Origin of the sequence: Flavobacterium sp. N2270, assembly GCF_025947225.1 — a bacterium.
Taxonomy (GTDB): Bacteria; Bacteroidota; Bacteroidia; order Flavobacteriales; family Flavobacteriaceae; genus Flavobacterium.
This window is the reverse complement of record NZ_CP110005.1, coordinates 2,714,725-2,739,629: the sequence shown is the minus strand read 5'-3', so window position 1 is coordinate 2,739,629 and position 24,905 is coordinate 2,714,725. Positions and strand designations below refer to the sequence as shown.

General features: G+C 29.1%; 27 protein-coding genes and 1 riboswitch. Of the genes, 9 read left to right on the top strand and 18 right to left on the bottom strand.

What is annotated here, in order from left to right; all coding sequences use genetic code 11:
- The first annotated feature begins 76 nt into the window (after positions 1 to 76).
- Positions 77 to 2,932 carry a carbamoyl-phosphate synthase large subunit gene (gene carB / locus OLM55_RS12965; RefSeq protein ID WP_264559314.1) on the top strand — a complete coding sequence of 952 codons (2,856 nt, stop codon included), beginning with the start codon at positions 77 to 79 and terminating at the stop codon, positions 2,930 to 2,932.
- A gap of 110 nt (positions 2,933 to 3,042) precedes the next feature.
- On the opposite strand, the gene OLM55_RS12960 is transcribed toward carB, so the two are convergent.
- The 5 genes from OLM55_RS12960 to OLM55_RS12940 all read right to left on the bottom strand — a co-directional run bounded on the left by OLM55_RS12960 (position 3,043) and on the right by OLM55_RS12940 (position 7,264).
- Complete coding sequence (locus OLM55_RS12960; RefSeq protein ID WP_264559313.1) at positions 3,043 to 4,257, bottom strand: hypothetical protein; 1,215 nt, start codon at positions 4,255 to 4,257, stop codon at positions 3,043 to 3,045.
- 99 nt (positions 4,258 to 4,356) lie between these two features.
- Positions 4,357 to 5,211 carry a hypothetical protein gene (locus OLM55_RS12955; RefSeq protein WP_264559312.1) on the bottom strand — a complete coding sequence of 285 codons (855 nt, stop codon included), beginning with the start codon at positions 5,209 to 5,211 and terminating at the stop codon, positions 4,357 to 4,359.
- Positions 5,212 to 5,344: 133 nt separating this feature from the next.
- Positions 5,345 to 6,142 (bottom strand): DUF1853 family protein, encoded by a 798-nt coding sequence (locus tag OLM55_RS12950; protein WP_264559311.1) that lies wholly within the window; start codon positions 6,140 to 6,142, stop codon positions 5,345 to 5,347.
- 1 nt (position 6,143) lies between these two features.
- Entirely contained in the window at positions 6,144 to 6,659 is a 516-nt protein-coding gene (locus OLM55_RS12945; RefSeq protein ID WP_264559310.1) for a GNAT family N-acetyltransferase, read from the bottom strand.
- A 98-nt stretch (positions 6,660 to 6,757) separates the two neighbouring features.
- Complete coding sequence (locus OLM55_RS12940) at positions 6,758 to 7,264, bottom strand: VOC family protein (protein WP_264559309.1); 507 nt, start codon at positions 7,262 to 7,264, stop codon at positions 6,758 to 6,760.
- A gap of 159 nt (positions 7,265 to 7,423) precedes the next feature.
- Here OLM55_RS12940 and OLM55_RS12935 point away from each other — a divergent pair, with 159 nt between their 5' ends.
- A complete protein-coding gene (locus OLM55_RS12935; RefSeq protein WP_264559308.1) occupies positions 7,424 to 7,705 on the top strand; it encodes a winged helix-turn-helix transcriptional regulator in 282 nt (93 codons plus the stop codon).
- A gap of 269 nt (positions 7,706 to 7,974) precedes the next feature.
- On the opposite strand, the gene eptA is transcribed toward OLM55_RS12935, so the two are convergent.
- The 5 genes from eptA to rmuC all read right to left on the bottom strand — a co-directional run bounded on the left by eptA (position 7,975) and on the right by rmuC (position 12,895).
- Entirely contained in the window at positions 7,975 to 9,504 is a 1,530-nt protein-coding gene (gene eptA / locus OLM55_RS12930) for a phosphoethanolamine--lipid A transferase EptA (RefSeq protein WP_264559307.1), read from the bottom strand.
- Complete coding sequence (locus OLM55_RS12925; RefSeq protein ID WP_264559306.1) at positions 9,485 to 10,246, bottom strand: phosphatase PAP2 family protein; 762 nt, start codon at positions 10,244 to 10,246, stop codon at positions 9,485 to 9,487. Before OLM55_RS12925 ends, eptA begins: the two co-directional genes overlap by 20 nt.
- Before the next feature lie 318 nt (positions 10,247 to 10,564).
- Positions 10,565 to 11,116 (bottom strand): acyl-CoA thioesterase, encoded by a 552-nt coding sequence (locus OLM55_RS12920; RefSeq protein WP_264559305.1) that lies wholly within the window; start codon positions 11,114 to 11,116, stop codon positions 10,565 to 10,567.
- Entirely contained in the window at positions 11,116 to 11,481 is a 366-nt protein-coding gene (locus tag OLM55_RS12915) for a 6-phosphogluconate dehydrogenase (protein WP_413614323.1), read from the bottom strand. The genes OLM55_RS12920 and OLM55_RS12915 overlap by 1 nt, the downstream gene beginning before the upstream one ends.
- 46 nt (positions 11,482 to 11,527) lie before the next feature.
- Positions 11,528 to 12,895 (bottom strand): DNA recombination protein RmuC, encoded by a 1,368-nt coding sequence (gene rmuC / locus OLM55_RS12910; protein ID WP_264559303.1) that lies wholly within the window; start codon positions 12,893 to 12,895, stop codon positions 11,528 to 11,530.
- A gap of 99 nt (positions 12,896 to 12,994) precedes the next feature.
- Here rmuC and OLM55_RS12905 point away from each other — a divergent pair, with 99 nt between their 5' ends.
- Entirely contained in the window at positions 12,995 to 13,573 is a 579-nt protein-coding gene (locus tag OLM55_RS12905; RefSeq protein WP_264559302.1) for a pseudouridine synthase, read from the top strand.
- Positions 13,574 to 13,581: 8 nt separating this feature from the next.
- Entirely contained in the window at positions 13,582 to 14,037 is a 456-nt protein-coding gene (locus OLM55_RS12900; protein WP_264559301.1) for a tRNA (cytidine(34)-2'-O)-methyltransferase, read from the top strand.
- A 23-nt stretch (positions 14,038 to 14,060) separates the two neighbouring features.
- Here OLM55_RS12900 and OLM55_RS12895 read toward each other — a convergent pair whose 3' ends face one another.
- The 6 genes from OLM55_RS12895 to OLM55_RS12870 all read right to left on the bottom strand — a co-directional run bounded on the left by OLM55_RS12895 (position 14,061) and on the right by OLM55_RS12870 (position 19,161).
- Positions 14,061 to 14,822, bottom strand: coding sequence for a dienelactone hydrolase family protein (locus OLM55_RS12895; RefSeq protein ID WP_264559300.1), 762 nt, complete (start codon positions 14,820 to 14,822; stop codon positions 14,061 to 14,063).
- A gap of 63 nt (positions 14,823 to 14,885) precedes the next feature.
- Positions 14,886 to 15,665, bottom strand: coding sequence for an ABC transporter ATP-binding protein (locus OLM55_RS12890; protein ID WP_264559299.1), 780 nt, complete (start codon positions 15,663 to 15,665; stop codon positions 14,886 to 14,888).
- Between the two features lie 76 nt (positions 15,666 to 15,741).
- Positions 15,742 to 16,149 (bottom strand): GxxExxY protein, encoded by a 408-nt coding sequence (locus tag OLM55_RS12885; RefSeq protein WP_264559298.1) that lies wholly within the window; start codon positions 16,147 to 16,149, stop codon positions 15,742 to 15,744.
- 78 nt (positions 16,150 to 16,227) lie between these two features.
- Positions 16,228 to 17,256 (bottom strand): iron ABC transporter permease, encoded by a 1,029-nt coding sequence (locus OLM55_RS12880; RefSeq protein WP_264559297.1) that lies wholly within the window; start codon positions 17,254 to 17,256, stop codon positions 16,228 to 16,230.
- A gap of 24 nt (positions 17,257 to 17,280) precedes the next feature.
- Positions 17,281 to 18,420 (bottom strand): ABC transporter substrate-binding protein, encoded by a 1,140-nt coding sequence (locus OLM55_RS12875; protein WP_264559296.1) that lies wholly within the window; start codon positions 18,418 to 18,420, stop codon positions 17,281 to 17,283.
- Positions 18,421 to 18,633: 213 nt separating this feature from the next.
- The gene (locus OLM55_RS12870) at positions 18,634 to 19,161 is read right to left on the bottom strand and encodes an energy transducer TonB (RefSeq protein WP_264559295.1); all 528 of its coding nucleotides are present in this window, start codon (positions 19,159 to 19,161) and stop codon (positions 18,634 to 18,636) included.
- Between the two features lie 61 nt (positions 19,162 to 19,222).
- Positions 19,223 to 19,424, top strand: a riboswitch (cobalamin riboswitch).
- A gap of 79 nt (positions 19,425 to 19,503) precedes the next feature.
- Here OLM55_RS12870 and OLM55_RS12865 point away from each other — a divergent pair.
- From OLM55_RS12865 to OLM55_RS12845, 5 genes are all read left to right on the top strand, one after another.
- Positions 19,504 to 21,447: a TonB-dependent receptor plug domain-containing protein gene (locus tag OLM55_RS12865; RefSeq protein WP_264559294.1), complete on the top strand. Its 1,944-nt coding sequence runs from the start codon at positions 19,504 to 19,506 to the stop codon at positions 21,445 to 21,447.
- A 118-nt stretch (positions 21,448 to 21,565) separates the two neighbouring features.
- Positions 21,566 to 22,096, top strand: a complete 531-nt coding sequence (locus tag OLM55_RS12860; RefSeq protein ID WP_264559293.1) for an RNA polymerase sigma factor — start codon at positions 21,566 to 21,568, stop codon at positions 22,094 to 22,096.
- Entirely contained in the window at positions 22,062 to 22,502 is a 441-nt protein-coding gene (locus OLM55_RS12855) for a hypothetical protein (RefSeq protein WP_264559292.1), read from the top strand. The genes OLM55_RS12860 and OLM55_RS12855 overlap by 35 nt, the downstream gene beginning before the upstream one ends.
- 7 nt (positions 22,503 to 22,509) lie before the next feature.
- On the top strand, positions 22,510 to 23,037 hold the full coding sequence (locus tag OLM55_RS12850) for a DUF4252 domain-containing protein (protein WP_264559291.1): 528 nt from the start codon (positions 22,510 to 22,512) through the stop codon (positions 23,035 to 23,037).
- Between the two features lie 4 nt (positions 23,038 to 23,041).
- Positions 23,042 to 23,569, top strand: coding sequence for a DUF4252 domain-containing protein (locus tag OLM55_RS12845; protein WP_264559290.1), 528 nt, complete (start codon positions 23,042 to 23,044; stop codon positions 23,567 to 23,569).
- A 48-nt stretch (positions 23,570 to 23,617) separates the two neighbouring features.
- Here the strand turns inward: OLM55_RS12845 and OLM55_RS12840 are convergent, their stop codons facing one another.
- Positions 23,618 to 24,061 (bottom strand): sterol desaturase family protein, encoded by a 444-nt coding sequence (locus tag OLM55_RS12840; RefSeq protein WP_264559289.1) that lies wholly within the window; start codon positions 24,059 to 24,061, stop codon positions 23,618 to 23,620.
- A gap of 2 nt (positions 24,062 to 24,063) precedes the next feature.
- On the bottom strand, positions 24,064 to 24,903 hold the full coding sequence (locus OLM55_RS12835) for a phytoene/squalene synthase family protein (protein ID WP_264559288.1): 840 nt from the start codon (positions 24,901 to 24,903) through the stop codon (positions 24,064 to 24,066).
- Between the last annotated feature and the right edge of the window lie 2 nt (positions 24,904 to 24,905).

Here is a 24,905-nt window from a genome sequence, read left to right as displayed (position 1 = left end):
GCTCTCAAAGTTTAAAATGTAAAACAAAGAGATTATTTTTGAGCATACAACTAAAACAACAACAACTACATATACAATGCCTAAAGACAATTCAATAAAATCGGTTTTAATTATAGGTTCTGGACCTATTGTAATTGGACAAGCATGCGAATTCGATTATGCTGGTTCGCAATCTGCTCGTTCTATTAGAGAAGAAGGAATTGAAGTAATTTTAATTAATTCAAATCCAGCAACCATAATGACAGACCCTTCAATGGCTGATCATGTTTATTTATTGCCATTAACTACAAAATCATTAATTCAAATATTAAAAGAACATCCACAAATTGATGCAGTTTTACCTACAATGGGTGGTCAAACAGCTTTAAACCTTTGTTTGGAAGCTGACGAAAAAGGAATTTGGGATGATTTTAATGTAAAAATGATTGGTGTTGATGTTAATGCCATTAATATTACCGAAAATAGGGATCAATTTAAAGAGCTTTTAGCGAAATTAGGCGTTGGAGCTGCACCTGCAAAAATTGCAAATTCATTTCTAAAAGGAAAAGAAATTGCACAAGAATTTGGTTTTCCATTAGTAATTCGTCCTTCATTTACACTTGGAGGAACTGGAGCAGCTTTTGTACATACTGCTGAAGAATTTGATGAAAAATTATCTTACGGTTTAGAAATGTCGCCAATTCATGAAGTACTTATTGATAAAGCACTTTTAGGTTGGAAAGAATATGAATTAGAATTACTTAGAGATAAAAACGATAACGTTGTAATTATTTGTACAATTGAAAATATGGATCCAATGGGTATTCATACTGGAGATAGTATAACGGTTGCACCAGCAATGACTTTATCTGATAAAACGTATCAAAAAATGCGTGATATGGCCATCTTGATGATGCGTGCTATTGGAAATTTTGCAGGAGGTTGTAACGTGCAGTTTGCCGTTTCACCAGATGAAAATGAAGATATCGTAGCTATTGAAATTAATCCTCGTGTATCGCGTTCATCGGCTTTAGCATCAAAGGCAACAGGTTATCCAATTGCAAAAATTGCTTCTAAATTAGCTTTAGGATATAACTTAGACGAATTGCAAAATCAAATTACAAAATCAACATCGGCTTTATTCGAACCAACTTTAGATTATGTAATTGTAAAAATACCACGTTGGAACTTTGATAAATTTGAAGGTGCTGATAGAACTTTAGGACTTCAAATGAAATCAGTAGGAGAAGTTATGGGAATTGGACGTTCGTTCCAAGAAGCGCTTCATAAAGCTACACAGTCTTTAGAAATTAAACGTAACGGTTTAGGAGCTGATGGAAAAGGATATAAAAACTACGATCAAATTATTGAAAAATTAACCAATGCAAGTTGGGATAGAGTTTTCGTAATTTACGATGCGATTGCAATGGGAATTCCATTGAGTCGTATTCATGAAATTACAAAAATTGACATGTGGTTCTTAAAGCAATATGAAGAATTATTTACTTTAGAAAAAGAAATTTCAAACTACAAAGTTGACACGCTTCCTAGAGAATTATTGTTAGAAGCAAAACAAAAAGGTTACGGTGACCGACAAATAGCTCACATGATGGGTTGTTTAGAAAGTCAAGTATATAAATTAAGAGAAGAGCAAAAAATAAATAGAGTTTATAAATTAGTTGATACTTGTGCGGCTGAATTTAAAGCTCAAACACCTTATTACTATTCTACTTTTGAAGCTGAAATACAAAAAGCTGATGGAATACGATACGTTCATAACGAAAGTATTGTAACCGATAAAAAGAAAGTAATTGTTCTTGGTTCTGGACCCAATAGAATTGGACAAGGAATTGAGTTTGATTACTCTTGTGTACACGGCGTTTTAGCGGCAAAAGAATGTGGTTACGAAACCATAATGATTAACTGTAATCCAGAAACGGTTTCTACCGATTTTGATACAGCGGATAAATTATATTTTGAGCCTGTTTTTTGGGAACATATTTACGACATCATTCGTCATGAAAAACCTGAAGGTGTAATTGTACAGCTAGGTGGACAAACTGCCTTGAAATTAGCGGAGAAACTTTCTAAATACGGAATAAAAATCCTTGGAACTTCGTTTGATGCTTTAGATTTAGCAGAAGATAGAGGACGTTTCTCGGATTTATTAACCGAATTGAATATTCCTTTTCCAAAATTTGGAATTGCAGAGAGTGCAGACGAAGCTTCGATTTTAGCCGATACTTTAGATTTTCCTTTATTAGTTAGACCTTCTTATGTGTTGGGTGGACAAGGAATGAAAATTGTAATCAACAAACAAGAACTAGAAGAACATGTAATTGATTTATTAAAATCGATTCCTGGAAATAAATTACTGTTAGATCATTATTTAGATGGTGCTATCGAAGCGGAAGCAGATGCAATTTGTGATGCAGATGGAAATGTGTACATCATAGGAATTATGGAGCATATTGAGCCTTGTGGAGTGCATTCTGGAGATAGTAATGCAACATTGCCTCCTTTTAACTTAGGAGAATTTGTAATGCAACAAATAAAAGAACACACGCATAAAATAGCAAGAGCGTTGAAAACTGTTGGATTAATCAATATTCAATTTGCCATTAAAGACGATACGGTGTATATCATTGAAGCCAATCCAAGAGCTTCTCGTACGGTTCCGTTTATTGCAAAAGCATACGGCGAACCTTATGTAAATTACGCTACAAAAGTAATGTTAGGTCATAATAAAGTAACTGATTTTACTTTTAACCCGCAGTTAAAAGGATATGCGATTAAGCAACCGGTTTTCTCTTTTAGTAAGTTTAAAAATGTAAATAAAGCGTTAGGACCGGAAATGAAATCAACTGGAGAAAGCATTTTATTTATTGATGATTTAAAAGACGACCAATTCTACGAATTGTACTCACGAAGAAAAATGTACTTAAGTAAGTAATAAATACATAAAAAAATCCCAATCGAAAGATTGGGATTTTTTTTAGGTTTCACAGCGTCCACAACAAACTGTCAAAAAGCATTTACTTTGTGTATTTAAAACCGCAATAGTTATTTTACTTTATGTTCAAATTTAAACGATTCTTTTCCGTTTGTTACAACAATTTCATAAATACCTTTTTTTAATCCTAGATTACAGTTTTCTTTTTTATTTAAAACTTCTATTATGTCAATAGGAACAGCTAGATTTATATCTTCTCCTTTCATATAAGCCAAAACCATAACCGGAAATTCCAATTGAATGTCGTTTAATGTAATGGAAACTTTTTTATTACCATTTTCAAATAACCAGTTAGGTCGATTATCTACAAAGTTTGTGCTTGGATGAAAAACGGCAATATCTGTCCATGCATCTTTACGTTCATATTTAAAGGGGTTGTATTTATTATCAATAATAATTGTTGGTTCTTTGACATCTAATGCTTTTAAAAGTGGATGATTAAATTTATAGTTACTTTTTTCACTATACATTACTTGATTAATAGTTAAGGGATTTATTCCAGTATATTCCGTTAATCTTCCCGCCATAGCTTTTTCCCAAGATTGATGAGTTCCCTCTAAGGCATGGTCAAATCCACAATGAATTAAAAACTTTTCATTTGGCTTAGAATCAATTGCTCGCTGAATGTTTTTTGCTTGTTCTATCTCTCTTTTTTTTCCATTTCCTTCTGTAAAATTCTCATAGGCAAATAAATTATATCCTATTTCTAAGGCGTCTCTAACTAAATTTCCAAACTGTGGATCTTTAATGTAATGCCCTGTTGTAAGAATTGGATATTTTCGATTCTTGAGTATTGAATCTAAATACTCTCCATTTCCTAGTGCTTCTAACCCTAAATTAGTGTACCCGTTATTGTAAAGTTTTTGAAGAAGCGATTTTGTAAATACTCTATGATACGAATTGTGATGTGCTTCGTTTATTATGATTACTTGATTTTTTTTAGCTTGTTCAATGATGTAATCAGATGCATTAACTTTTGTATATGTTTGATTTATTGAATCTACTTGACTTTTAGAATATTCTTTTTCACCTGCTCTCATTGCAAGGTCCCAATGAATTAAAGCATTTTTGTAATCGCCTTTGGTGGCGTATTCGGCAGCTGAAATTTGATATTTCCAAGGAACAGTATCTGTAGAAACCTTGTTTTCTATTTCAGAAGAAAATTTGTATTCTGTTTTAAAATCAATTTTTTCAATTTTATTTTTTGATGCTTTACAGGAGTTTAATAAAAGTAAAATGGATAATATGTAAAATGTTTGTTTCATAAATATTTTTAACGGTTTGCCAGTTTTGTAAAAGGTTGGTGCTTTTTTTGTTATAATGTTATTGTATATGATTAATTTTACTAAAGGTAGCAAATTGCATTATTTTAATTCTAATAATGATTCACTAATAGGAAACTTAATATTAGATAATTTAATTATTTCTTCTATGTTTTTCTTAGTCCAATCATTAGATTTAGGATGAAGAACAATTTCAAAATCAAAGCTTTGAAAGTCAAACAACTTAAGTTCTATTCCTGGATAATTCCACATATTATTATGTGCTTTTTCAATATTTTTTCTGTGAATATTTGATTTATAAGCTATTGGCGGAATTTCTCTTTCTTGTTCTCTAATTATTATTCTAAATTCATTTTCGTACTTAAAACTTATGTCTTTAGTAAAAACAGAATCAAAATCTTCTATTTTTTTTAAATTAGGATTTTGGAAATCAATATAATTAATCGGACTACAAATAATTTCTCTAGATTCACTATAACCATTTAGGCCTTTTTCAATTAAATTTTTTTTAAAATTTGAATAATTAATTTTTATAGCTAAACTGTTTGGTCTACTGTATAAATTCCACATAGCTACAGATTCAGAATTGTTTTCACTAATTACCCAACAATTGGCAAAATTCCTTTTCTGTATTTTAATAAGTTCATCATCAATTTTATTCATTTCACTACCCAAATTTTCTACAGACATATAAGTCTTAATTTTATCAAAAATAGGAAGATTATCTAGTTGCTTTTTTAAATTTTTATAAAGTATATGGTTGAATGTTATTCCCTCATTTTGATCTTCAAACTTGTCTAGTCTTGTAAAATAGAAAGATTTATTAAAAATAAAAGACAGGAATTTATGAATATCCATATACCTCCATAAATACGCATCTTCATTAATTTTCTGGTCGTTAATGAATTTTATATTAATTTTTTCCTTTTCAATCATTTTCAGAGTTCATTTTTTAGTTTTTTGTCATCTCGTTTATACACTCAATGATAAACATTTTTAATTGACCTATCTGTAAATATAGAAAAATGTACGATTAGTTTTAGGTTATTGATATTTTTCTATTAACAATTTACCACCAAACAATAAAGAAAGATAAAAAAGTATTGTTCTGTTTTTGCCAACATAACACTGCTTGTTTTTCTTCCATACTTGTGCTAATTTGTTTTTCTATTTCGCTGAAATCTAACCAATTTTTATTTTCAGCAGGTTCCATTCCCCATTCTTTTTTGGTAGGAATATAATAGGTTTTGTCGGGGTTATCTAACTGCATAAAAGTTTTAAAGTTTAGATAATATCCTTTTATAGCTTTTTGATAAGTTGGGTTAAAATTGGCTTTGTATTCGTAAGGAATATATAAAGAAACCAACAAACATAAGGCTTGAGAAATTTTGTTAATCTCAACGGTATTTACTGTTGTTTTTGTGCAAGTATGGTAGAGTAGTGGAAATTGTTTCGTTTTTAATTTGTCTAACTTCTCTTTTAAGGAGTCATTTCGGTTTGGACCTATCCAATTGTTTATTGTTTCTGAGGAAATACTTGGGTCAAATAGATAAAATTTATACGCTAACTCTACATGAAGTATTTGCTTTGTGTTCTTTTTTTGCAAGATAAAATCGATTTCACCAATGGTTTTATCTTCTTCAAGTATTTGAATGTTTTCATATAAAACTTCGTAATTGGTAGAAGATTTTATGAGTTCCGAAACAATCTTTTCTGCTAAATGTCCTAATCTAACATTGGTTGGTAATTGAAAATCTATTTCGTTTGTAAGGTGTAATTCGGCTAAATCAAAAGTTGGTAAACCTGTAATAGAAGAATCTAAGTTATTCGTTATTAATATAGATGCTATTCTTGATTTACTATTCATTTTAGTCTGTTTTCTTCAACACTTTTTCAAATGCTTTTCTTGGACTTCCTCTAAAATATACTTCACCACAATAAGTGTAACCCGCTTTTTCAAAAATAGAAATCATTGCTAAATTGTCGAAATTCGTATCCGCTTTTATGCTGTATGTTTTTTTGGAAAGCGCATAATCTTCAATGCAATTGAACATTACTTTGGCAAATCCTTTTCCTAAATGTGTTGTTGCAATAGCCACTCTATGAAAAACGACAAAATCATCGTTTGTAAGCCATTTTCCTTCAATGTTGTCGTATTCGGGTTCGTCGTTAATTAAAATGGCGCAATAGCCAATTACAACATTATTTTCAGTTAATACAAGACCAGTTTCTTTACTAATATCGTTTTTTAAAACATCAGGATTTGGGTAACCGTCTTGCCATTGATTGCTTCCGTCTTCTTTTCTTCGTTGAATGGCGTCTTGTATAATGTTCCAAATTTCAGGAAGTTCGGTGATTTTAGCTTTTCTGAAGTTTAATTTCATTTTTTAGTTATTAAATGAAGATAGTTTATTTCTTTTAAAAACAAATTATCGGATTTAAATAATTTGCTTTTAAAAGAATTATTGACTTAGTTTTTGATTTATTTTGCATAAGCACCAGAAGAGTATGTTAACTCATAACTGTGTGTGTAAACTTCAAATACAATACCGAATGGATCTTCTACATAGCACATTTGGTAAGGTTTATCATTTGGATAATAAGAGCGAATTGGCATGCGTTGTTTCCCACCAGCCGCTACAATTTTAGCAACCAATTCTTCAATATTTGGATCTTGAATGCAAAAATGAAACAAACCTGTATTGAAAGGATTGAATGCAGGAGCTTCTTTTACACCGTGAGGAAAACAAAATAGTTCTACTCCAATTCCATCTGAAGTAGATAGATGGGCAATTTCAAAAGTTTCCCATTCATTGCCAAAAACATCAATACACATTTGACCAATGGCAGTTTCAGCTTCTTTTTTAATTGTTGAGGGTTCCATAATTACATACCAACCCATTACTTCTGAGTAAAATTTTACAGCTTCTTTAATATTAGGTACGGTCAACCCAATATGAGAAAATGATTTTGGATACTGATTTTTCATAATTTCTATTTTTAATACTACAAAATTAGATTATATTTGTATTATAAGCAATAACTAACTAAATAGTAGTATAGTTACTTAAAAGAGTAAAATATTGATTATTAATAAATTAAATTTTAAATTTTGATAAAAGAAATGAATTGTCCATTGAATTATACAATGAATTTAATAGGAACAAAATGGAAACCTTTGGTTTTATTTCATTTACTAGATGGTGCTTTGCGTTCTGGAATATTGCAAAAGCAAATTCCTGAAATTTCCAATAAAATGTTTACTCAAACAGTAAGAGAATTAGAAAAAGAGGGTTTAATATCTAGAAAAGTTTACCCGGTTGTTCCACCTAGAGTTGAATATAAATTAAGCGAAAGAGGAAAATCTCTAGAAAATATTTTAAGGAGTTTAGATGCTTGGGGAAAAGAAGATATTAAACATACGATATAATATTTTTTATTAACGTACTTCATTTTATAGTTAAGTACGTTAATAAAAAATAACTCATTTTTATAGGGCAATTTCAATAATTGTTTTTTTTTAGGAGAATGTCTTTTTTTTCTAGTAATTGATCCTATTGGAAATCGTTATAGTCATTTATATATTGGTCAAATTTCTAATAGGTTTCATTTTTTACTATACTTTAGTTCTAAAATTCTTAAGCTAATTTTGAGAATCAATGCCTATAATGTTATTTTTAAAAATGAATGAAAATATGGTTAGTTAGTTTTTTTATAAATACTCATGTTTTCATCATAAATAGGACTTTCAATTGCTAAAAAGTCTAAAACACTGTGAAAAATATTATGTTGAGATAGTATTCCATTTTGTTTAAGTTGTCTTGAGTTATCAGAATTCCATACGATAAAAGGAATGTCTAATTGCTCTTTTGGCGCCATACTTGCAGGTATTCCATGCATATATAAGTTGTTTTCGCCTAAAGATTCGCCATGATCTGAAATATAAATCATAGAAGAATTATATTCTTTTAATTCTTTTAAATTGCCAATTAAATTGGCTAAAATATAGTCGGTATAAACAATAGTATTGTCATACGCATTTATTAACTCATTTTGTGAGCAATTTGCTAATTCAACACTTTTACATACTGGAGTGAATTTGTTAAATTCAGGCGGATATTTTTTATAATAAGTTGGTCCGTGACTAGTACTTGTGTGTAAAACAACCAGAATTTTATTTTTTTTACTTGCTAATATTTGTTCTTTTAAGCCGTTAAGTAAAATTTCATCATAATCGCACCTGTCAGTGTTACAAAGTTTCTTTAAGTCTTTTTTGTTTTGAAAATTTTCAATTTTAACCGTAGGTTCCCCCCAATTTGTAGTTCTCCAAATTACTTCTACATCATTCCTAAATAAATAATTAGGTAAAATTTCAAATAACTTACCTGTATTTTTATATTCTAAAATACACTTTACACCTGCAGTTGTATATGTTGCACAAGACTCTGCTTTATAGCTATGGACATTATTTATTTGTGAAAGTAGTGGATTGGTATTTTTTTCATATCCGTATAAAGAAAAATTTTCGCTTCTAGCTGATTCTCCGATAACAATTACAGCTATAGACTTTTTATTGTCTTTTAGAGTTGCATTTGGTAGCAAAATTTGAGCTTTATTCTTTTTGTATTTTGAATTATAAAAACTTGTTGTATTTACTACATATGACCATGGCATTGCCAAGCCACCTAAAGATTTTGAGTTTTTATCTATCCATAACCAATTTGGAGAATTTGCATAAGCAAGAGATAATAGACAAAATAAAGTTAAAAATGCGTGTGTTAAAAAGCTTTTAACTTTTACTTTCTCGGTTTTAATTTTAAAAAGTAATATACTTGGAATTATCCCTAATAAAATAATATAAACTATTAAAGTAAAAGAAAAGAAACTGCTAGATTCTTCAAAATTTGTGTTTACAACATTACCAATCATTGTTTTGTCTATTATAACACCATATGTGTTAACAAAATACAAAGCAATTGCATTGATGTTAAAAAAGAGGACTAAAATCCATTTTCCAACATTACGAAGTAAATATAAACCTATATAAAACACAAGGGCATTTAAAAATATTGCCAAAACTGTTAAACTAACAAGAAGTACAATGCCATTTAAACTTTTGAGATCTATATTATTACAAACAAATTTATAAAAAGGTAAGTGGTATAAAACTAAATTGATAATACTAATTAATAGTGCAAAGTAACTTAGTTTATTTATTTTTTTTAACATAAAAACGAATCATTAAATATAGTGTTATAACTAAAGAAGTTAAAGAAATGTAGAAAATAGGTAAATTGATCTCTGTTATTTTTTTTATAATAACTCCTCCAGTTATTACTAAAGCCAACATAAAAATTGGAAGTTTGTTTTTGTCGTTAATCCAATTAAATAGTTTAAAACGATTACTAATTGTAATACCTATAATAGAAATTATAAAACCAATTGTACTTCCAATTATAACATCTAAAGGATAGTGCGCGCCAACACCAACTCTAGAAAAAACAATAATTAAACCAGCTGAAATAATAAAAAAGGACCAAATAATTTTATAACCAATTTTCTTAGGCATAAATGCAAAAAGTAATGTAGTGATAACTATAAATGCACAAATAGAATGTCCTGAAGGTAAAGATGTTTTTCCTGAAAGTGTTTTTCCAATTATTGTAAAGCTATCGTGGTCAAACATTGCAGCAGGTCTTGGTACTGCAAATATTTTTTTTAACAAAGCAGAAACAATTAATGAAAAAAATGAAGATGTTAATAAGGCTTCCCATAGCTTTGGTGCATAAATGATAAAAATAGCCAAAAGCGGATAAAATAGCATTGCATCACCTAATTGGGTAAGGTTAAATTGTAAATTTGGAAATTGAGATAATTTATTGTTTAAATAAAAGAATAAATCTTTTTGAACATAAACATAGTGGTCAATAAAGCTAGAACCATCATTGTTTATAATAAAATATAAAATCATTATAATTAAAAGTAAAAATGGTGGGATTAATAACCATAATTTTATATTATTAAAATTATTAATTACTTTATTGTTTAACGTAGTTCTGTATAACATTCGAGGTTAATTATCTCATTAAATTTTATTGTTTTTTATAAATACTTCTTGTTTTTAATGATAAAAAAACAATAAAATTTGAAATATTTATATCATTCTTTCTGAAAATAATAATTCATAAGAGAAACAAGACAAATATAAATATTTTTTTGAGTTTTAAATATAAAAGAACTAACAGTATTGTTTATTTTAGTTTTTACTTAGTTAGAATTCTAATAAATATTATTTTAAGCTCACAATTACATTGTAGTTTTTTAGCTGGTCAATTGCTTCTTTTGATTGATGATCAAAATTGTTTTCTAATTCTTTATATCTTTTTTTATGGTTTATTTTTCGAACGCAATCATAAAAACGGCGTACTTCTTCATAAGAAGTAAGTTCTAGTTTTGGGACATTTACTTTATTACCACTATCATCTTTGGCAACCATTGTAAAATAACTAGAGTTACAATGTTTTATTTTTCCAGTTTGAATATTTTCAGAAATTACTCTAATTCCAACAACCATTGAGCTATTACCTACATAATTAACGGAAGCTTTCAAAGTAACTAATTCTCCAATTTCAACCGGGTTTAAAAAGTCTACTGTATCTACAGAAGCTGTTACACAATAAGAACCAGAATATTTTGAAGCAGCCGCAAATGCAATTTGATCCATTAATTGTAACAAATATCCACCATGAATTTTTCCACTGAAATTAGAGTGCGAAGGCAGCATTAATTCTGTTAAAGTAATTTTTGATGCTGAAACAGTATTCGATTTTTTTAAAATCATTATTCTCTAAAATAAGGTGAAGACTCTTTTTCTACTTTTGTAATAAAATAGCGTGTATCGCCCCACCAAAAAAATGTTCTATAGCGCTCTACATATTCCACTTTAACAAAATTACCTTGTAGTTTTTTTAAACTGTCAATAACAGTTGGATGGTTATCCATTACCGAAAATTGAAAAACTTGTGCGCCCGATATTCCTTGGCTTATTTCGCCTTCCCAAGTTTTAATAACATAACCTTTTTTACTAATCTTTATTAATTCTCCGCTTCTTACTCCTTCGCTATACGGAACATAATATACAAAAGTGAAATATAATGTAGTAACCAAAGTTGCTAATAAAATTACATAAAGGAAAAACTTTTTCACAGGATGCATTTTCTTTTTTTCTTTTTGTTCTTTCAATTCGTTAATTTTAGTTGCTGTCGGATTCATTTTCTATAGCTCTTTTAATTATGTTTTCAGGTAAAGCTTTCTTTGCTTTTGCCCCCATTTTTTTTAATTTTTCTACTCTATTCACTAAATTTCCAGATCCATCAACTAATTTGTTCATGGCGTTTCCATATTCAACTTTGGCTTCGTCCATTTTTTTGCCAATTTTAATCAAATCAGAAACAAAACCTTCAAATTTATCATATAATGCTCCAGCTTGTCGTGCAATCTCAATGGCATTTTCTTGTTGCTTTTGGTTTGTCCACATACTGTCAATAGTTCGTAAAGTAGCCAAAAGAGTAGAAGGTGTAACAATCACAATGTTCTTTTCAAAAGCTTTGTTGTACAATGTGTTGTCTTCATTTAAAGCCAAAGCAAATGCAGGTTCAATAGGAATGAAAAGCAAAACAAAATCAGGACTTTCCATTTCGTAAATGTCTTGATAGTTTTTATCGCTCAATTGGTCAACATGTCTCTTTACCGAATTTACATGTTCTTTTAAGAAAGTTGCTTTTAACTCGTCATCTTCTTCGTTTACAAATCGTTCATAAGCTGTTAAGGAAACTTTAGAATCGACCACCATTTTCTTTCCATCCGGAAGATTAATAATCACATCCGGAAGAATTCTTGAACCTTCTTCGTTGGTAAAACTTTGCTGCACTTCATATTCACGCCCTTTCTCTAAACCTGATTTTTCTAAAACACGCTCTAAAACTAATTCGCCCCAATTTCCTTGCATTTTACTATCGCCTTTTAAAGCTTTTGTAAGGTTTATAGTTTCCTTGCTCATTTGTTCGTTCATTTCGCGTAAACCAAGTATTTGTTGGCGCAACGCAGCATGATAATCGATACTTTCTTTATGGGTATCGTCTACTTTTTTCTCAAATAACTGAATTTTCTCTTGAAGCGGATTCAAGATATTTTTCATGTTCTCTTTGTTTTGTTCGGTAAACTTATTCGTTTTTTCTTCCAGAATTTTATTGGCTAAATTTTCAAATTCTTTGGTAAACTTTTCTTGTAGTTGTTCTACTTCTTGTTTTTGTTCTTTATTACGTTCTAATAAATTGTCAAAATCATTTTCTTTTTTTGCCAAATGAATTGCAAAAGCTTCTTTTTCTTTTTGAACAGAATCTTTCTCTAAATTCAATTGAGCTATTACTTTTTCTAACTGGTTTTTATCCGATTGGAATTGGATTTTCAATTGTTCTATTTGACCTAATAAACCATTTACGCGTTCTTCTAAACCTGATTTTTGTGATTGTGATTCTGCTTTGGAAAGCATTTTACCAATGAAAAAACCAATTGCTAATGCTAAAATGAAAACGGCGATTATTAAAAGTGTTTGCGACATATAAAAATATTAGAATTGTAAAATTACATAATAAAATCAATTTAGGAATTGTTATCTGCATAAAATGAAAAATGTATTTTTGTAAAAATTTAAAGCTTCATGCACCATCATTTTTTATTACATAAGCCACATAGTTATTTAAGTCAGTTTGTTCGCGAACAAAAACGAAAGAAACGATTGTTAGGCGAATTATATCCGTTTCCGGAAGGAACTATGGCTATTGGTCGTTTAGATGAAGATTCAGAAGGTTTATTATTGCTAACAACTGATGGAAAGATAAGCGAACAAGTAAGAAGGAAAACCGTTGAAAAAGAGTATTACGCTCAAGTAGACGGAATTATCACTGAAGAAGCAGTTGCTCAATTAGAAAACGGAGTAGAAATAGGAATAAACGGAACAAAATATTTAACCAAAGATTGCAGTTCTAAATTAATTCCAGAATTACCAGATTATATTGGAGCTGGAAGAAGAATAAGAGATGAACGTCACGGACCTACTAGTTGGGTTTCTATAACGTTAACCGAAGGAAAATTTCGTCAAGTTCGAAAAATGACTGCTGCTGTTGGATTTCCTACGTTACGATTAATAAGAATTAGAATTGGAAACGTTACTTTAGAAGGTTTAAATACTGGTGAAGTTAAGGAAGTAGATATGTTTGATATTAATTTTGAAAAGTAATAAATAAAATGCTGAATATAGTTTTAATAGAGCCAGAAATTCCTAATAATACTGGAAACATTGGTCGACTTTGTGTAGGAACAGAAAGCAGGCTACATTTAATTCATCCGTTTGGGTTTGAAATTACTGATAAAAACCTAAAACGATCTGGATTAGATTATTGGGTGTATTTAGATTGGAAAGAATATCAATCTGTTGCCGAATGGAAAGCTCAAATTCCAGATTTATCTCGAGTTTTCTTAATGAGTTCACACGCGGATAAAAACTATTTAGAACAAGAATTTCAAGATGGTGATTGGTTGGTTTTTGGTAAAGAAAGTAAAGGTTTAAGTGAAGAAGTATTAGACCAATTTTCAAATCATTTAACGATTCCAATTTCAGAACATGTTAGAAGCTATAATTTAGCGAACTCTGTTGCATTTGTAATTGGAGAAGCAAAAAGGCAAATTGGTTTAAAAAAATAAGTCCCGCAATGCGAGACTTTATTTTATTTGAACAATTCTAATAAGAAACTTTTCATGGCTTCCCAACTTCTTTTATCCGCTTTTTCATTATAAGCAGCGCCTTTACTGTTATCAGTATTTAAGTTTTTATGTGTAAAAGCATGAACTGCGTTTGCGTAGTAATTCATTTGCCAGTCGGCTTTTGCAGTTCTCATTTCATCCTGAAAAGCACTTATCTCTTTTTGTGAAACATAAGGATCATCAGCTCCATGTAATACCAAAACTTTGGCAGCAATAGGAGTTGTAATTCTCATTTTATCTTTCCCTAAACCGCCGTGAAAAGACACAACACCTTTTACGTTTAAATTTCCCCTAGCCGCTTCAATTGCACCAGTTCCTCCAAAACAATAACCGATTACTGCAATTTCGTTTACATTTGCGCCTTGTTTTACCAATTGATCAATGGCTAACTGAATTCTTTTTTGATATTCCTCAGGATTATTTTTAAAGTAACCTGATAGTTTTGCAGCTTCTTCAGTATTTTTGGGGTTATTTATAGAACCATAAATATCTGCTACAAAAGCATGATACCCTAGCTTTGATAGTGCTTCAGCTGATTCTTTTGAATGATCATCAATTCCCATCCAAGCGGGTAAAACGATTACACCAATATTTTTAGGATTTGCCTTTTCAGCTTTGATAAAGAATCCTTCTAGTTTATCTTTTCCATCTAAATAGGAAACACTTTTAATTTGAGAGTAGCCAACAATTGTTGAAAAAAGGAGTATGATTATATTGAATTTCATGTGATTTTTATTTCAGTAAATTTAAGTATAAAAAATACAATTAGAACTAAACAAACCTTAAAGTTATACTACTTTAAATTTTCCGATTGTTTTATCAAACACAATACTTTCATTTTTAAACAACTCGTTGAAAGTATCGTTTGTAATTAAATTGCAAGGTTGGTCTTGAACTAGTTTATTTTTAGTTAAGACAATCATTTCATCACTTAACTGTATTGCTAAATCAATATCATGTGTAGAATAAAGAATGGTTTTGCCTGTTTCGTGTGTTAGTTTTTGTAAAAGTTTAATTAGAGAAACTTTGTGAACCAAATCTAAATGTGTTGTAGGTTCGTCCAATATAATCAAAGCAGTATCTTGGGCAAGTGCTCGAGCAATTAACGTTTTTTGCAATTGACCGTCGCTAATTTCGTAATGCTTTTTGAATTTAAATTCTTCAATCCCAGTTAAAGAAATAGCTTCCTCAACTTTCAATTTATCTTCTTCAGAAAGTTTTCCAAGCCAATTGGTATAGGGTTGCCTTCCTAAAGCTACAATTTCATAAACCGTTAAATTGCTTGGCGGTAAAGATTCGGTTAAAACTATACTTAACTCTTGTGCTAAATCTTTAGGTAAATAGGATTTTATATTTTTGTCATTTAGAAAAACATTTCCATTCAGTGTTGGAATAATTCCAGAAATGGTTTTTAAAAGTGTCGATTTTCCGATGCCATTAGCCCCAACTAAAGCTACTAATTTCCCTTTTTGCAATTGAATATAACAATTTTGGATTATAGTATTGGTTTCGGATTTTGTTTTGTATCCAATTGAAAGATTTTCGGTATGTAAAACGTTTTGATTCATTTTTTTCTTTACCACATAGGTACATAGATTATTCTCAATATAAGTTATTTATAAGAAACTTTGTTTTAAACATAGTTTATTTTAAGTATTTAAAATATTCATTTACATATGTTTTTTGACCTTCTTTAAAAATGTTTTTACAATTAAAATTAATGATAATTCCTTTTGGAGCTTTTAAAAGTTTCATATATGTCAGTAATTGTGCATCATGCATTGGATGAATTTCACTAACCGATTTTAATTCAACAACTAAACAATTTTCAATAAATAAATCACATCTAAAATCAGTTTCTAAATCTTTTCCTTTGTATATAATGGGTAATTTTAATTCTGATTGATAATTAATATTCTTTGATTTTAATTCCTCAATTAAGCATTGGTGATAAATACTTTCAAGTAAACCAGCGCCTAAATGCTTGTGAACTTCAATTGCACAACCAATTACTTCATAAGTTAACTCATTTATTTGCTTTTGTGTATTCATTTAAATTTCTATGTTAAATCAAAGATTCTCTATTTACTATTTTTTTAAAAATTTTCTATGTGCCTATGTGGTAAAAGATTAACTGAAATTTCTCTTTCGAACCAATAGCCAAATAACAATTGGTGCACCAATAATAGACGTTACAGCATTTATAGGTAAGGTAATATCATAACCAGGACATTGCGCAATAATATCACAGAAAAGTAAAATAATTGCTCCAATTAATATCGTACTCCAAAATAATACAAAATGATTACTGGTTTGGAATAGTAGTTTTGCAATATGCGGAACTGCTAATCCAATAAAAGCAATAGGCCCAACAAAAGCGGTGATGCTTCCTGCTAAAATACTAGTTGCAAATATGATAATATATCGTGTTTTTTTGAAGTTAACGCCTAAACTTTTTGCGTATTTTTCACCTAATAAAAGTGCATCTAAAGGTTTAATGACTAAAAAGCTTAAGATGATTCCAATAAATGTAATGATAAAAAGTAAAGAAACTTCATTCCAACTTAAGTTGGCTAAACTTCCTAATGACCAAAAGGTAAATTTTTGTAATTGTTCGGCAGTTGAAAAATAAGATAAAACGGAAACAACTGCACTTGTTAAGCTTCCAAACATTAATCCTACAATAAGAATAGCCATTGTGTCTTTCAATTTTTGAGAAACTGTTAAAACTGCAATTAATACTAATGCACTTCCTAATGCTGAAGCTAAAACAATTCCATAACTTGATAAGAATAGATTTGCTAAAAATGAGGGTAAAAACCCAGCTCCAAGAATCACAAATGCAACACCTAAACTTGCTCCTGAACTCAGTCCTAAAACATATGGACCGGCAAGTGGATTTCTAAATAAAGTTTGCATTAACAAACCACTTATAGATAATGCCATTCCAACGAGAACTGCAGTAAAAGCTTTTGGGAGTCTAAAATTCCAAAGTATAATTTCCCAACTATCCTTTTGCATAGTATTTCCTAAAAAGCTATTGATAATTTCTTTTACAGGAATAGAAACCGAACCCAAACTAATGTTCGTAAAAAACAGGACTACTAATACAATGATCAGAAGAATGAATAGAAAAGTATGTTTTTTTGTTTGTGGCATGCTTAAGTATTCTTCAAAAGTAGTTTATTTTAATTTTTCAAAAAAATACAATTCATAATCGGGTAAAACTTCTGGATGTAAAATTTTGACAATGTCTTTTAAAACTAAATCAGGTCGGTTAGGAGCTAATTCATAAAAAATAACTCCACCTGTTTTTCCTTTTTTTGAGCTAGAAGTATATATGTTTTTATTTTGTACCGCTTTAAAATACTTATAGTTTGCATTTGTTTTAAGAATTTCATCTAAACTTGTAAATTGCCCTGGATTAATCCAAAAATCCGCATCTTTAGCTTTGTCTAAAACAGTTTCAAACGATAAAGCTAAACTTCCAGTTCCATTAGAATCTTTCCATAAATAGTTTCCGTTAGCTTCTTTTAAAAATAAAGCAGCCCAACTATCGCCTTGAGGTAGATACCATTGATCTTCATAAATTGAACCTGCCATAATTGTAGGCTGATTTTTGATGTTTTTTACTAGTGATAATGCTTCATTATAACTTTTTTCAATTTCAGAAAAAATAATATTTGCTTCTTCATTTTTATCATATAAAGCACCAAAAAACTTAATCCATTCTGCTTTTCCTAGTGGTGTTTTCTCAGTCCAATCGGCATTAAAAATGATTTTTTGTCCGTTTTTTTCTAAATTTTTATAGGTTTTTAAGTCTCCATCCACGCTAAAACCCACAATTACATCTGGGTTTAAATCCAATATTAATTCGGTATTTAAACTTTGGTTACTACCAATTTCACGAATAGTTCCATTGTCAATTAAAGCTCTTGTTTTTTCAGAAGAAACATAATGCGTAGAAGGAAATCCAACAATTGTATTTTCGCTTTGAAGCATTTCAATTGATGGAATATGAGTAGTTGAGGTAACAATTATTTTTTTTACAGGAATTTGAATCTTAGGATACGAATTTAAGCTATCAGGAAGTTGAGCGTTTTCTTTGTGCAAAACATATGTGTAAACCTCTTTTGCTTCGGGATAAGCATTTTTTACTTTTAAAATGGAAAAATGATCATATTCTACAATAGAAAAACCTTCAGCATGTTGCACTAAATTAATTTCAGAAGTAATTTCTTTATTGGTTTTTGAAGCTTCTTTACATTGAATAAAAAGGCTTAATGTAAAAACAAAAAATAGAACTCGAGTAATAAAATGCATGGATTTTTTTTACAAAAGTATAGTTTTGTTTTAATATTTCATTGATTTGTAACAAATGATGCATAATGTATTTGAACGTTTTTTTAAATTTGAAATAAAAAAATGAGAGGAAATTCAAATACTTTTATATATATAATAGCTGGAATAATTTTATTGCATTTTATTGTTGGGTTTGTATGGCTTATTTATAAAATGAATAAAAAGAAATAAATTTTATTGATCTGTTAAGCTAAAAATAATTGGAATAGCATAGCTTACAACAACTGTTTTTCCTCTATGTTCTCCGGGAATAAATTGTGGTAATTTATTAATAACTCTTAAAGCTTCTGCTTCAAAATCGGCTGAATATTCTTTATTAGTAGCAGTAATTCTGTTTCTTATATTACTAATATTTCCTTCTTTTGTTATTTCAAAAAGAACTATTGCTCTTGCTGTAATTTTATTTTTTTTTGCTTCTTTTGGATACTTTAAGTGCTTTTTAATATGTTTTTGAAACTCTTCATTGAAACATGCTTTGTTTTCAGTTTCATTAGTGAATTTACAATCTGGAAAAGAAGGTGTTTTTTCTAAAATAGCATAAGGCAAAACAAGATCTTCCTCTATTTTACCTACTCTTATTTCAGAAACGTCATCAACCCTAACAGGAGGTAAATCTTCTCTGTCAAGTCGTGGTTCGCTTATAATTTGTGAAAAGCTATTTAAAGCGAATAAAATTGTGAAAATTGTAAATATCTTTTTCATATCTAAAAATATATAATTTCAAATTTATAATTAAAAATTGGTATCAACTAAAATAAATGTACTTTTGCACTCGAATTTTGGTTGTTGTTTCTGATTTTTTCAAAACAACATTAAAAGGGAATTTGGTGTAAAACCAAAGCTGTACCCGCAACTGTAAGCTAATAAGCTTGTTGTTATCTACAAAACCATTGTTTGTTAAGGCAAATGAGAAGGTAAACAACAAGACGCAAGCCAGGAGACCTGCCACATTCACTGAGTAACAAACTTTCGGGAAAAAAGGTTTGAGTATGGGATAATTCTATGCTTTTCTTCCAAATTTTATTAAAATTATTTACAAACAAAATGAACACTAAGTTTATTAAATTAAGTGTATGTACTGTGCTTTTTGCCACAATTTCGTATGCACAAGAACAAGATTCTTTAAAAATTAATCAGTTAAATGAAGTTGTAGTTTCCGACACAAAATTTGCACAAAGCAAAGAAAAATCGGGAAAAATTATTGAAAAAATCACAGCTGAAGATTTAGCTAAAAGGCCAGGACAATCGGTTGCAACTGTTTTAAGTCAGGTTGCTGGTGTTGAAATTAACGGAAATCAATCGGCAAATAGTAAAAACCAAGGAATTTATATTAGAGGAGGAAGAAACCGTCAAGTAGCCATTTATATTGATGGAGTTCCTGTAAATGATGCTTCTAATATTAATTCGGAATACGATTTACGTTTGTTAAACGTAGATATGATTGAAAGTATAGAAATTTTAAAAGGTGCGTCAAGTACTTTGTATGGTTCAGGTGCCGCAACAGGAGTAATTAATATTACTTTGAAAAAATCAAGTAATTCAAAACTTTCAGGAAATGCTTTTTTTGCTTTAGGAACACAAAATACTTCAGAAGATTCTAAAACAAAACCTCAAGATTTTAACCAAGGTTTTTCGGTAAACGGAACCTTAGGGAAAGTTACGTATTTAACTTCGTTAAGTAGTACTGAAACAAAAGGTTTTTCGGAAGCTTTTGGTGAGAATTATGAAGAAGATACATTTTCGAGAGTTAATGTTTTACAAAAAATTGGTTTCAAAGCAACTGATAAATTGTCATTTGATTTTTTTGGGAATTATGATAAAATAAACAATACTTTTGATACTTCTTATGCTGGTTCAACTGTAAGTAATGATGATGTTTATAATAATGGAAATAGCGAACAATTTAGAATTGGTTTTTCTCCTAAATACAAATACAATAAAGGAGAATTGGTTTTAAATGCTTCAGCTGCAACTATTGATAGAGAGATTAATTTATTTAGTTCATGGACAAATACTGTTGATAATTATAGTTATTCATCAAGAAGTATAAATGCTGATTTATTTAATAAATATACTTTTTCAAGTCAGTTTTTTGCAATTATCGGAGTGCAAACTCAATATTTCGATATGACTCAAGTAGATGCTTATACAAATATTGAAAGAGAAGGAGCTAAGTTTAACATTATTGATCCTTATGTAACGGTTGTTTATAATTCAAACTTTGGATTAAATGTTAATGCTGGTTTAAGATTAAATATTCATAGTGAATATGAAACATATTATATGTTAAACATAAATCCAAGTTACAACTTTAAAAACATTCCTTTAAAAATACTTTCATCTATAAGTGCTGGATATATAACACCAAGTTTATATCAATTATATTCTGTCTATGGAAATTTAGATTTAAAACCTGAAGAAAATGCAACTGCTGAATTAGGTTTTGAGACCAATTTATTCTCAAAAAGATTAATGGTTAACGCTGTCGGATTTTATAGAGAAGAAACGAATTCGGTAGGTTTTTATACTGACCCAATCACTTGGACATCTAATTATATCAATATTGACGGAACTTATAATGCTAAAGGAGTTGAAACTTCGGTTAAATATAATTTCAATGATAAATTAACGGCTAATGCAAATTATACTTTCACTGAAGTAGAACAACCTTTAAGCCGATTAATTGCCAAACATAAAGCAAATGCAGGAGTTGATTATATGTTTAGCGAAAGAGCTTCATTTGGATTACAATATCAATTTGTAGATAAACGTAATGATGCTTTTTACAATAGTACACTTTGGGCTAATGAAAATGTATCGTTAGCTGCTTACCAATTGGTAAATGCAAACTTTAGATTAAGCGTAATTAAAAACAGATTGTCATTGTTTGGAGCAGTTAATAATATTTTAAATGAAGAGTTTCAGGAAAATATAGGTTATGCTACAAAAGGAAGAAACTACAAATTAGGATTGAATTTTCAGTTTTAAGAAAAATAATAATTACTATTTTAAAAGAGGTTTTAGTACATTTACTAAAATCTCTTTTTTTTTGTTTGTAACAAAATGAAAACACATTCGTCTACCTTATAAACCAACTTATAATTAAATGCAACAACAGGAGTTCTTAAATATTATATCTCCATTTAAAGATAAAGTTTTTAGAATTGCTAAGCGTTTATTAGTGAGTTCAGAAGAAGCAGAAGATGCTACGCAAGAAGTTCTTATACGGTTATGGAATAAAAAAGAAGGCTTAAATAAATACAACAGTGTTGAAGCACTTGCTGTAACTATGACCAAAAATTATTGTTTAGATCAATTAAAGTCGAAACGAGCAAGTAATTTAAAGTTGGTTCACAGTAATTATTCTGATAGTCAAGCAGGAATTGATAAACAAGTAGAAGATAAAGACAGTTGGAACTGGGTAGAAAAAATAATGAATGATTTACCAGAACAACAACGATTAATAGTGCAAATGCGAGATGTAGAAGAATATGAGTTTAATGAAATTGCAGAAGCATTAGAAATGAATGAAACCGCAGTAAGAGTAGCTTTATCAAGAGCTAGAAAAATGATAAAAGAAAAATTAGTTGAAAAACATAATTATGGAATTAGCCCAAATAGAACAATTACTAAATAAGTATTTAGAAGGAAATACAAGCATTGCCGAAGAAAAAGATTTAAAAAAATATTTCTCTTCAAATAATGTGGCATCACATTTGCAACCTTATAAAGAAATGTTTGGTTATTTTAAAAATCAAGAAGAAGTACAATTTACAAAAACACTTCCATTACAACCTAGAAAACGAAACGTCGTAAAATGGATTGGAGTTGCTGCAAGTTTTGTAGTTCTTTTTGGAACAGCATTTTTTTATATGAATTCTAATAATTCTAATGAAGATTTAGGAACATATGATGATCCAGAAGTTGCATTTATTGAAACACAAAAAGCACTAGAAATGCTTTCAGAAAATGTAAATCATGGAGTAGAAAGTGTTGCATTACTAAATGAGTACAATCAATCAAAAAAAACAATTTTTAAATAAAAAAAAGATGAAAAAGTTAGTATTAAGTATCGTTTTATTTGCATTTACAAGTATAGGATTTGCACAAAATGCCTTCGATAAATTTGAAGACAAAGAAGGTGTAGCTTCGGTAATTGTTAATTCGAAAATGTTTGAATTAATGAGTAAAGTAAAAGTAGATACAAAAGATAAAGAAGCTCAACAATACATGAATTTGCTAAAAAAATTAGATAACTTAAAAGTATTTATGTCATCTAGTGCTAAAGTTTCTGCTGAGATGAAAAGTACGGTTGCGAGTTATTTAAAAACAAATCCGTTAGAAGAATTAATGCGTGTTAGCGAAGATGGTAGAAAAGTAAATATTTATGTAAAATCGGGTGCTTCAGAAAATATTGTAAAAGAATTATTAATGTTTATCGAAGATCCAATGTCTAAAGATAAACAAGCAGTTGTACTTTCATTAACCGGAAATTTTAATTTGGATGAAATCTCTGCGTTAACAGAAAAAATGAATTTACCAGGTGGAAACGAGCTTAAAAAAGCATCAAAAAAGTAAAAAAATGAAAATAATTGTAATTACAATAGTTTCTTTTTTAGCTTTAAGTTGTTCAAACAAACCAACTTTACAAAAGTACTTTGTTGAAAATACTGAAAATAAAGATTTTATTGCTTTAGATGTTTCTCCAAGTATTTTAAAAGTAGATGAAATGTCTTTAAGTGAATCTGAAGAGAAAGCTTTAGAAACTTTTGATAAAATGAATATTATTGCTTTTAAAAAAGATTCAATAAATGAAGTAAAACTTAATGATGAGGTTACTAAAGTAAAGTCAATTTTAAAAGGAGAAGAATACCAACAATTAATGAGGTTTGGCTCTTCTAAACAAGGCGCTGCAATTTATTTTATTGGCGAAGATGATGATATTGACGAATTTGTAGTATATGTAAATAACGCAACATCGGGTTTTGCACTAGTCCGAATCTTAGGAGATAATATGAATCCAAATGATGTTATGACTTTGTTTGAGATTATGCGTAAATCAAAAGTAGATTTAGATCAACTTAAACCATTAGAAGGAATTTTAAAATAAGTTAGTTATTGAAAATAAAAAAGGCTCAAATTAAATTTTGAGCCTTTTTTATTTTTTTAAATATTTTAATGGGAATAAAAGCATTCCAAAACATTCGCCATGTTCTTTTCCTGTATGTTTATGATGCATTTTATGCGCTCTTCTTACTGCTTTAGCATATCTACTATTAGCATTTCTAAATAATTTGAAGCGTTGATGAATAAAAATATCATGAACAAAAAAGTAGGCTAATCCATAAGCAAAAATACCAAGACCAATTGCTAAGCCAATCTCAAGAATGTTATTTTTCCATAATAAGAAAAAACCAATGCTTACAATTGCATAAAAAATAAAAAACAAATCATTTCGTTCAAACCAAGAATCGTGATCTTTTTTATGATGATCAGCATGTAAACTCCATAAAAAACCATGCATAACATATTTATGAGTAAACCAAGCCATAAATTCCATCATGGAAAAGGTAAGTATAAAAACTAATAAATGAATCCACATAATTATAAAATGTTTAGTTTAAAATTAAAATAACATTGAGCAAATAAGCTAGCTTTTTGATAATCTGAAACTCTAATTCTAGTATTTTTAATTTCTGTTGAAGGCGTTTTCTTTAATTTTATTAATAATTTTTTATAGTAACGGTAAGCTGTGTAAACTCCAAAACGTGCTTCAATAGGCAAGTTTTTTATTCCAACGAAAGCTGCTTCAAAATCACTCTCAATATCTTTAATTATTTCTTGTTTTGATTTTTCATCTAATTGAGATAAATCGGTATTAGGAAAATAAGTTCGATTTAGTTCTTCAAAATCGGCTTTTAAATCTCTTAAGAAATTTACTTTTTGAAAAGCAGAACCTAAGCGCATTGCACTATCTTTAAGTTCGTTGTATTTTTTTGTATCACCTTTTACAAAAACTTGCAAACACATTAAACCTACAACATCTGCTGAACCATAAATATATTCATTATATTCATCTGTGGTATGATATTCACTCTTATAAAGATCCATTTTCATGCTTTTCATAAAAGCAGTAATCAAACTTTTAGGAATTTTATATTTATTTACAGTATATTGAAATGCATTTAAAATTGGGTTTAAGCTTATTTTTTGTTCCAAAGCAAAATTTAAATCTTTTTGAAATCTGTCAAATAAAAATTCCTTATCATAATCATGAAAGCTATCTACAATTTCATCGGCAAAGCGAACAAAACCGTAAATATTGTATATATCTTGACGAATACTTGGTGCAAGCATTTTTACAGCTGATGAAAAAGAGGTGCTGTACATTTTAGTAACGTTTATACTACATTCGTTCGAAACTTGATCAAATAATGCTTTCATAA

Coding starts and splice junctions, on each gene's coding strand:
- OLM55_RS12935 (WP_264559308.1), top strand. CDS start 7,424: ATGAATTTAATAGGAACAAAATGGAAACCTTTGGTTTTATTTCATTTA.
- OLM55_RS12900 (WP_264559301.1), top strand. CDS start 13,582: ATGCTGAATATAGTTTTAATAGAGCCAGAAATTCCTAATAATACTGGA.
- OLM55_RS12880 (WP_264559297.1), bottom strand. CDS start 17,256: ATGCCACAAACAAAAAAACATACTTTTCTATTCATTCTTCTGATCATT.
- OLM55_RS12950 (WP_264559311.1), bottom strand. CDS start 6,142: ATGAATAGTAAATCAAGAATAGCATCTATATTAATAACGAATAACTTA.
- OLM55_RS12835 (WP_264559288.1), bottom strand. CDS start 24,903: ATGAAAGCATTATTTGATCAAGTTTCGAACGAATGTAGTATAAACGTT.
- OLM55_RS12855 (WP_264559292.1), top strand. CDS start 22,062: ATGGAATTAGCCCAAATAGAACAATTACTAAATAAGTATTTAGAAGGA.
- OLM55_RS12865 (WP_264559294.1), top strand. CDS start 19,504: ATGAACACTAAGTTTATTAAATTAAGTGTATGTACTGTGCTTTTTGCC.
- OLM55_RS12960 (WP_264559313.1), bottom strand. CDS start 4,257: ATGAAACAAACATTTTACATATTATCCATTTTACTTTTATTAAACTCC.
- OLM55_RS12895 (WP_264559300.1), bottom strand. CDS start 14,822: ATGAAATTCAATATAATCATACTCCTTTTTTCAACAATTGTTGGCTAC.
- OLM55_RS12875 (WP_264559296.1), bottom strand. CDS start 18,420: ATGCATTTTATTACTCGAGTTCTATTTTTTGTTTTTACATTAAGCCTT.
- OLM55_RS12925 (WP_264559306.1), bottom strand. CDS start 10,246: ATGATTTTATATTTTATTATAAACAATGATGGTTCTAGCTTTATTGAC.
- OLM55_RS12905 (WP_264559302.1), top strand. CDS start 12,995: ATGCACCATCATTTTTTATTACATAAGCCACATAGTTATTTAAGTCAG.
- OLM55_RS12890 (WP_264559299.1), bottom strand. CDS start 15,665: ATGAATCAAAACGTTTTACATACCGAAAATCTTTCAATTGGATACAAA.
- OLM55_RS12940 (WP_264559309.1), bottom strand. CDS start 7,264: ATGAAAAATCAGTATCCAAAATCATTTTCTCATATTGGGTTGACCGTA.
- carB (WP_264559314.1), top strand. CDS start 77: ATGCCTAAAGACAATTCAATAAAATCGGTTTTAATTATAGGTTCTGGA.
- eptA (WP_264559307.1), bottom strand. CDS start 9,504: ATGTTAAAAAAAATAAATAAACTAAGTTACTTTGCACTATTAATTAGT.
- OLM55_RS12850 (WP_264559291.1), top strand. CDS start 22,510: ATGAAAAAGTTAGTATTAAGTATCGTTTTATTTGCATTTACAAGTATA.
- OLM55_RS12955 (WP_264559312.1), bottom strand. CDS start 5,211: ATGATTGAAAAGGAAAAAATTAATATAAAATTCATTAACGACCAGAAA.
- OLM55_RS12845 (WP_264559290.1), top strand. CDS start 23,042: ATGAAAATAATTGTAATTACAATAGTTTCTTTTTTAGCTTTAAGTTGT.
- rmuC (WP_264559303.1), bottom strand. CDS start 12,895: ATGTCGCAAACACTTTTAATAATCGCCGTTTTCATTTTAGCATTAGCA.
- OLM55_RS12920 (WP_264559305.1), bottom strand. CDS start 11,116: ATGATTTTAAAAAAATCGAATACTGTTTCAGCATCAAAAATTACTTTA.
- OLM55_RS12860 (WP_264559293.1), top strand. CDS start 21,566: ATGCAACAACAGGAGTTCTTAAATATTATATCTCCATTTAAAGATAAA.
- OLM55_RS12870 (WP_264559295.1), bottom strand. CDS start 19,161: ATGAAAAAGATATTTACAATTTTCACAATTTTATTCGCTTTAAATAGC.
- OLM55_RS12945 (WP_264559310.1), bottom strand. CDS start 6,659: ATGAAATTAAACTTCAGAAAAGCTAAAATCACCGAACTTCCTGAAATT.
- OLM55_RS12885 (WP_264559298.1), bottom strand. CDS start 16,149: ATGAATACACAAAAGCAAATAAATGAGTTAACTTATGAAGTAATTGGT.
- OLM55_RS12840 (WP_264559289.1), bottom strand. CDS start 24,061: ATGTGGATTCATTTATTAGTTTTTATACTTACCTTTTCCATGATGGAA.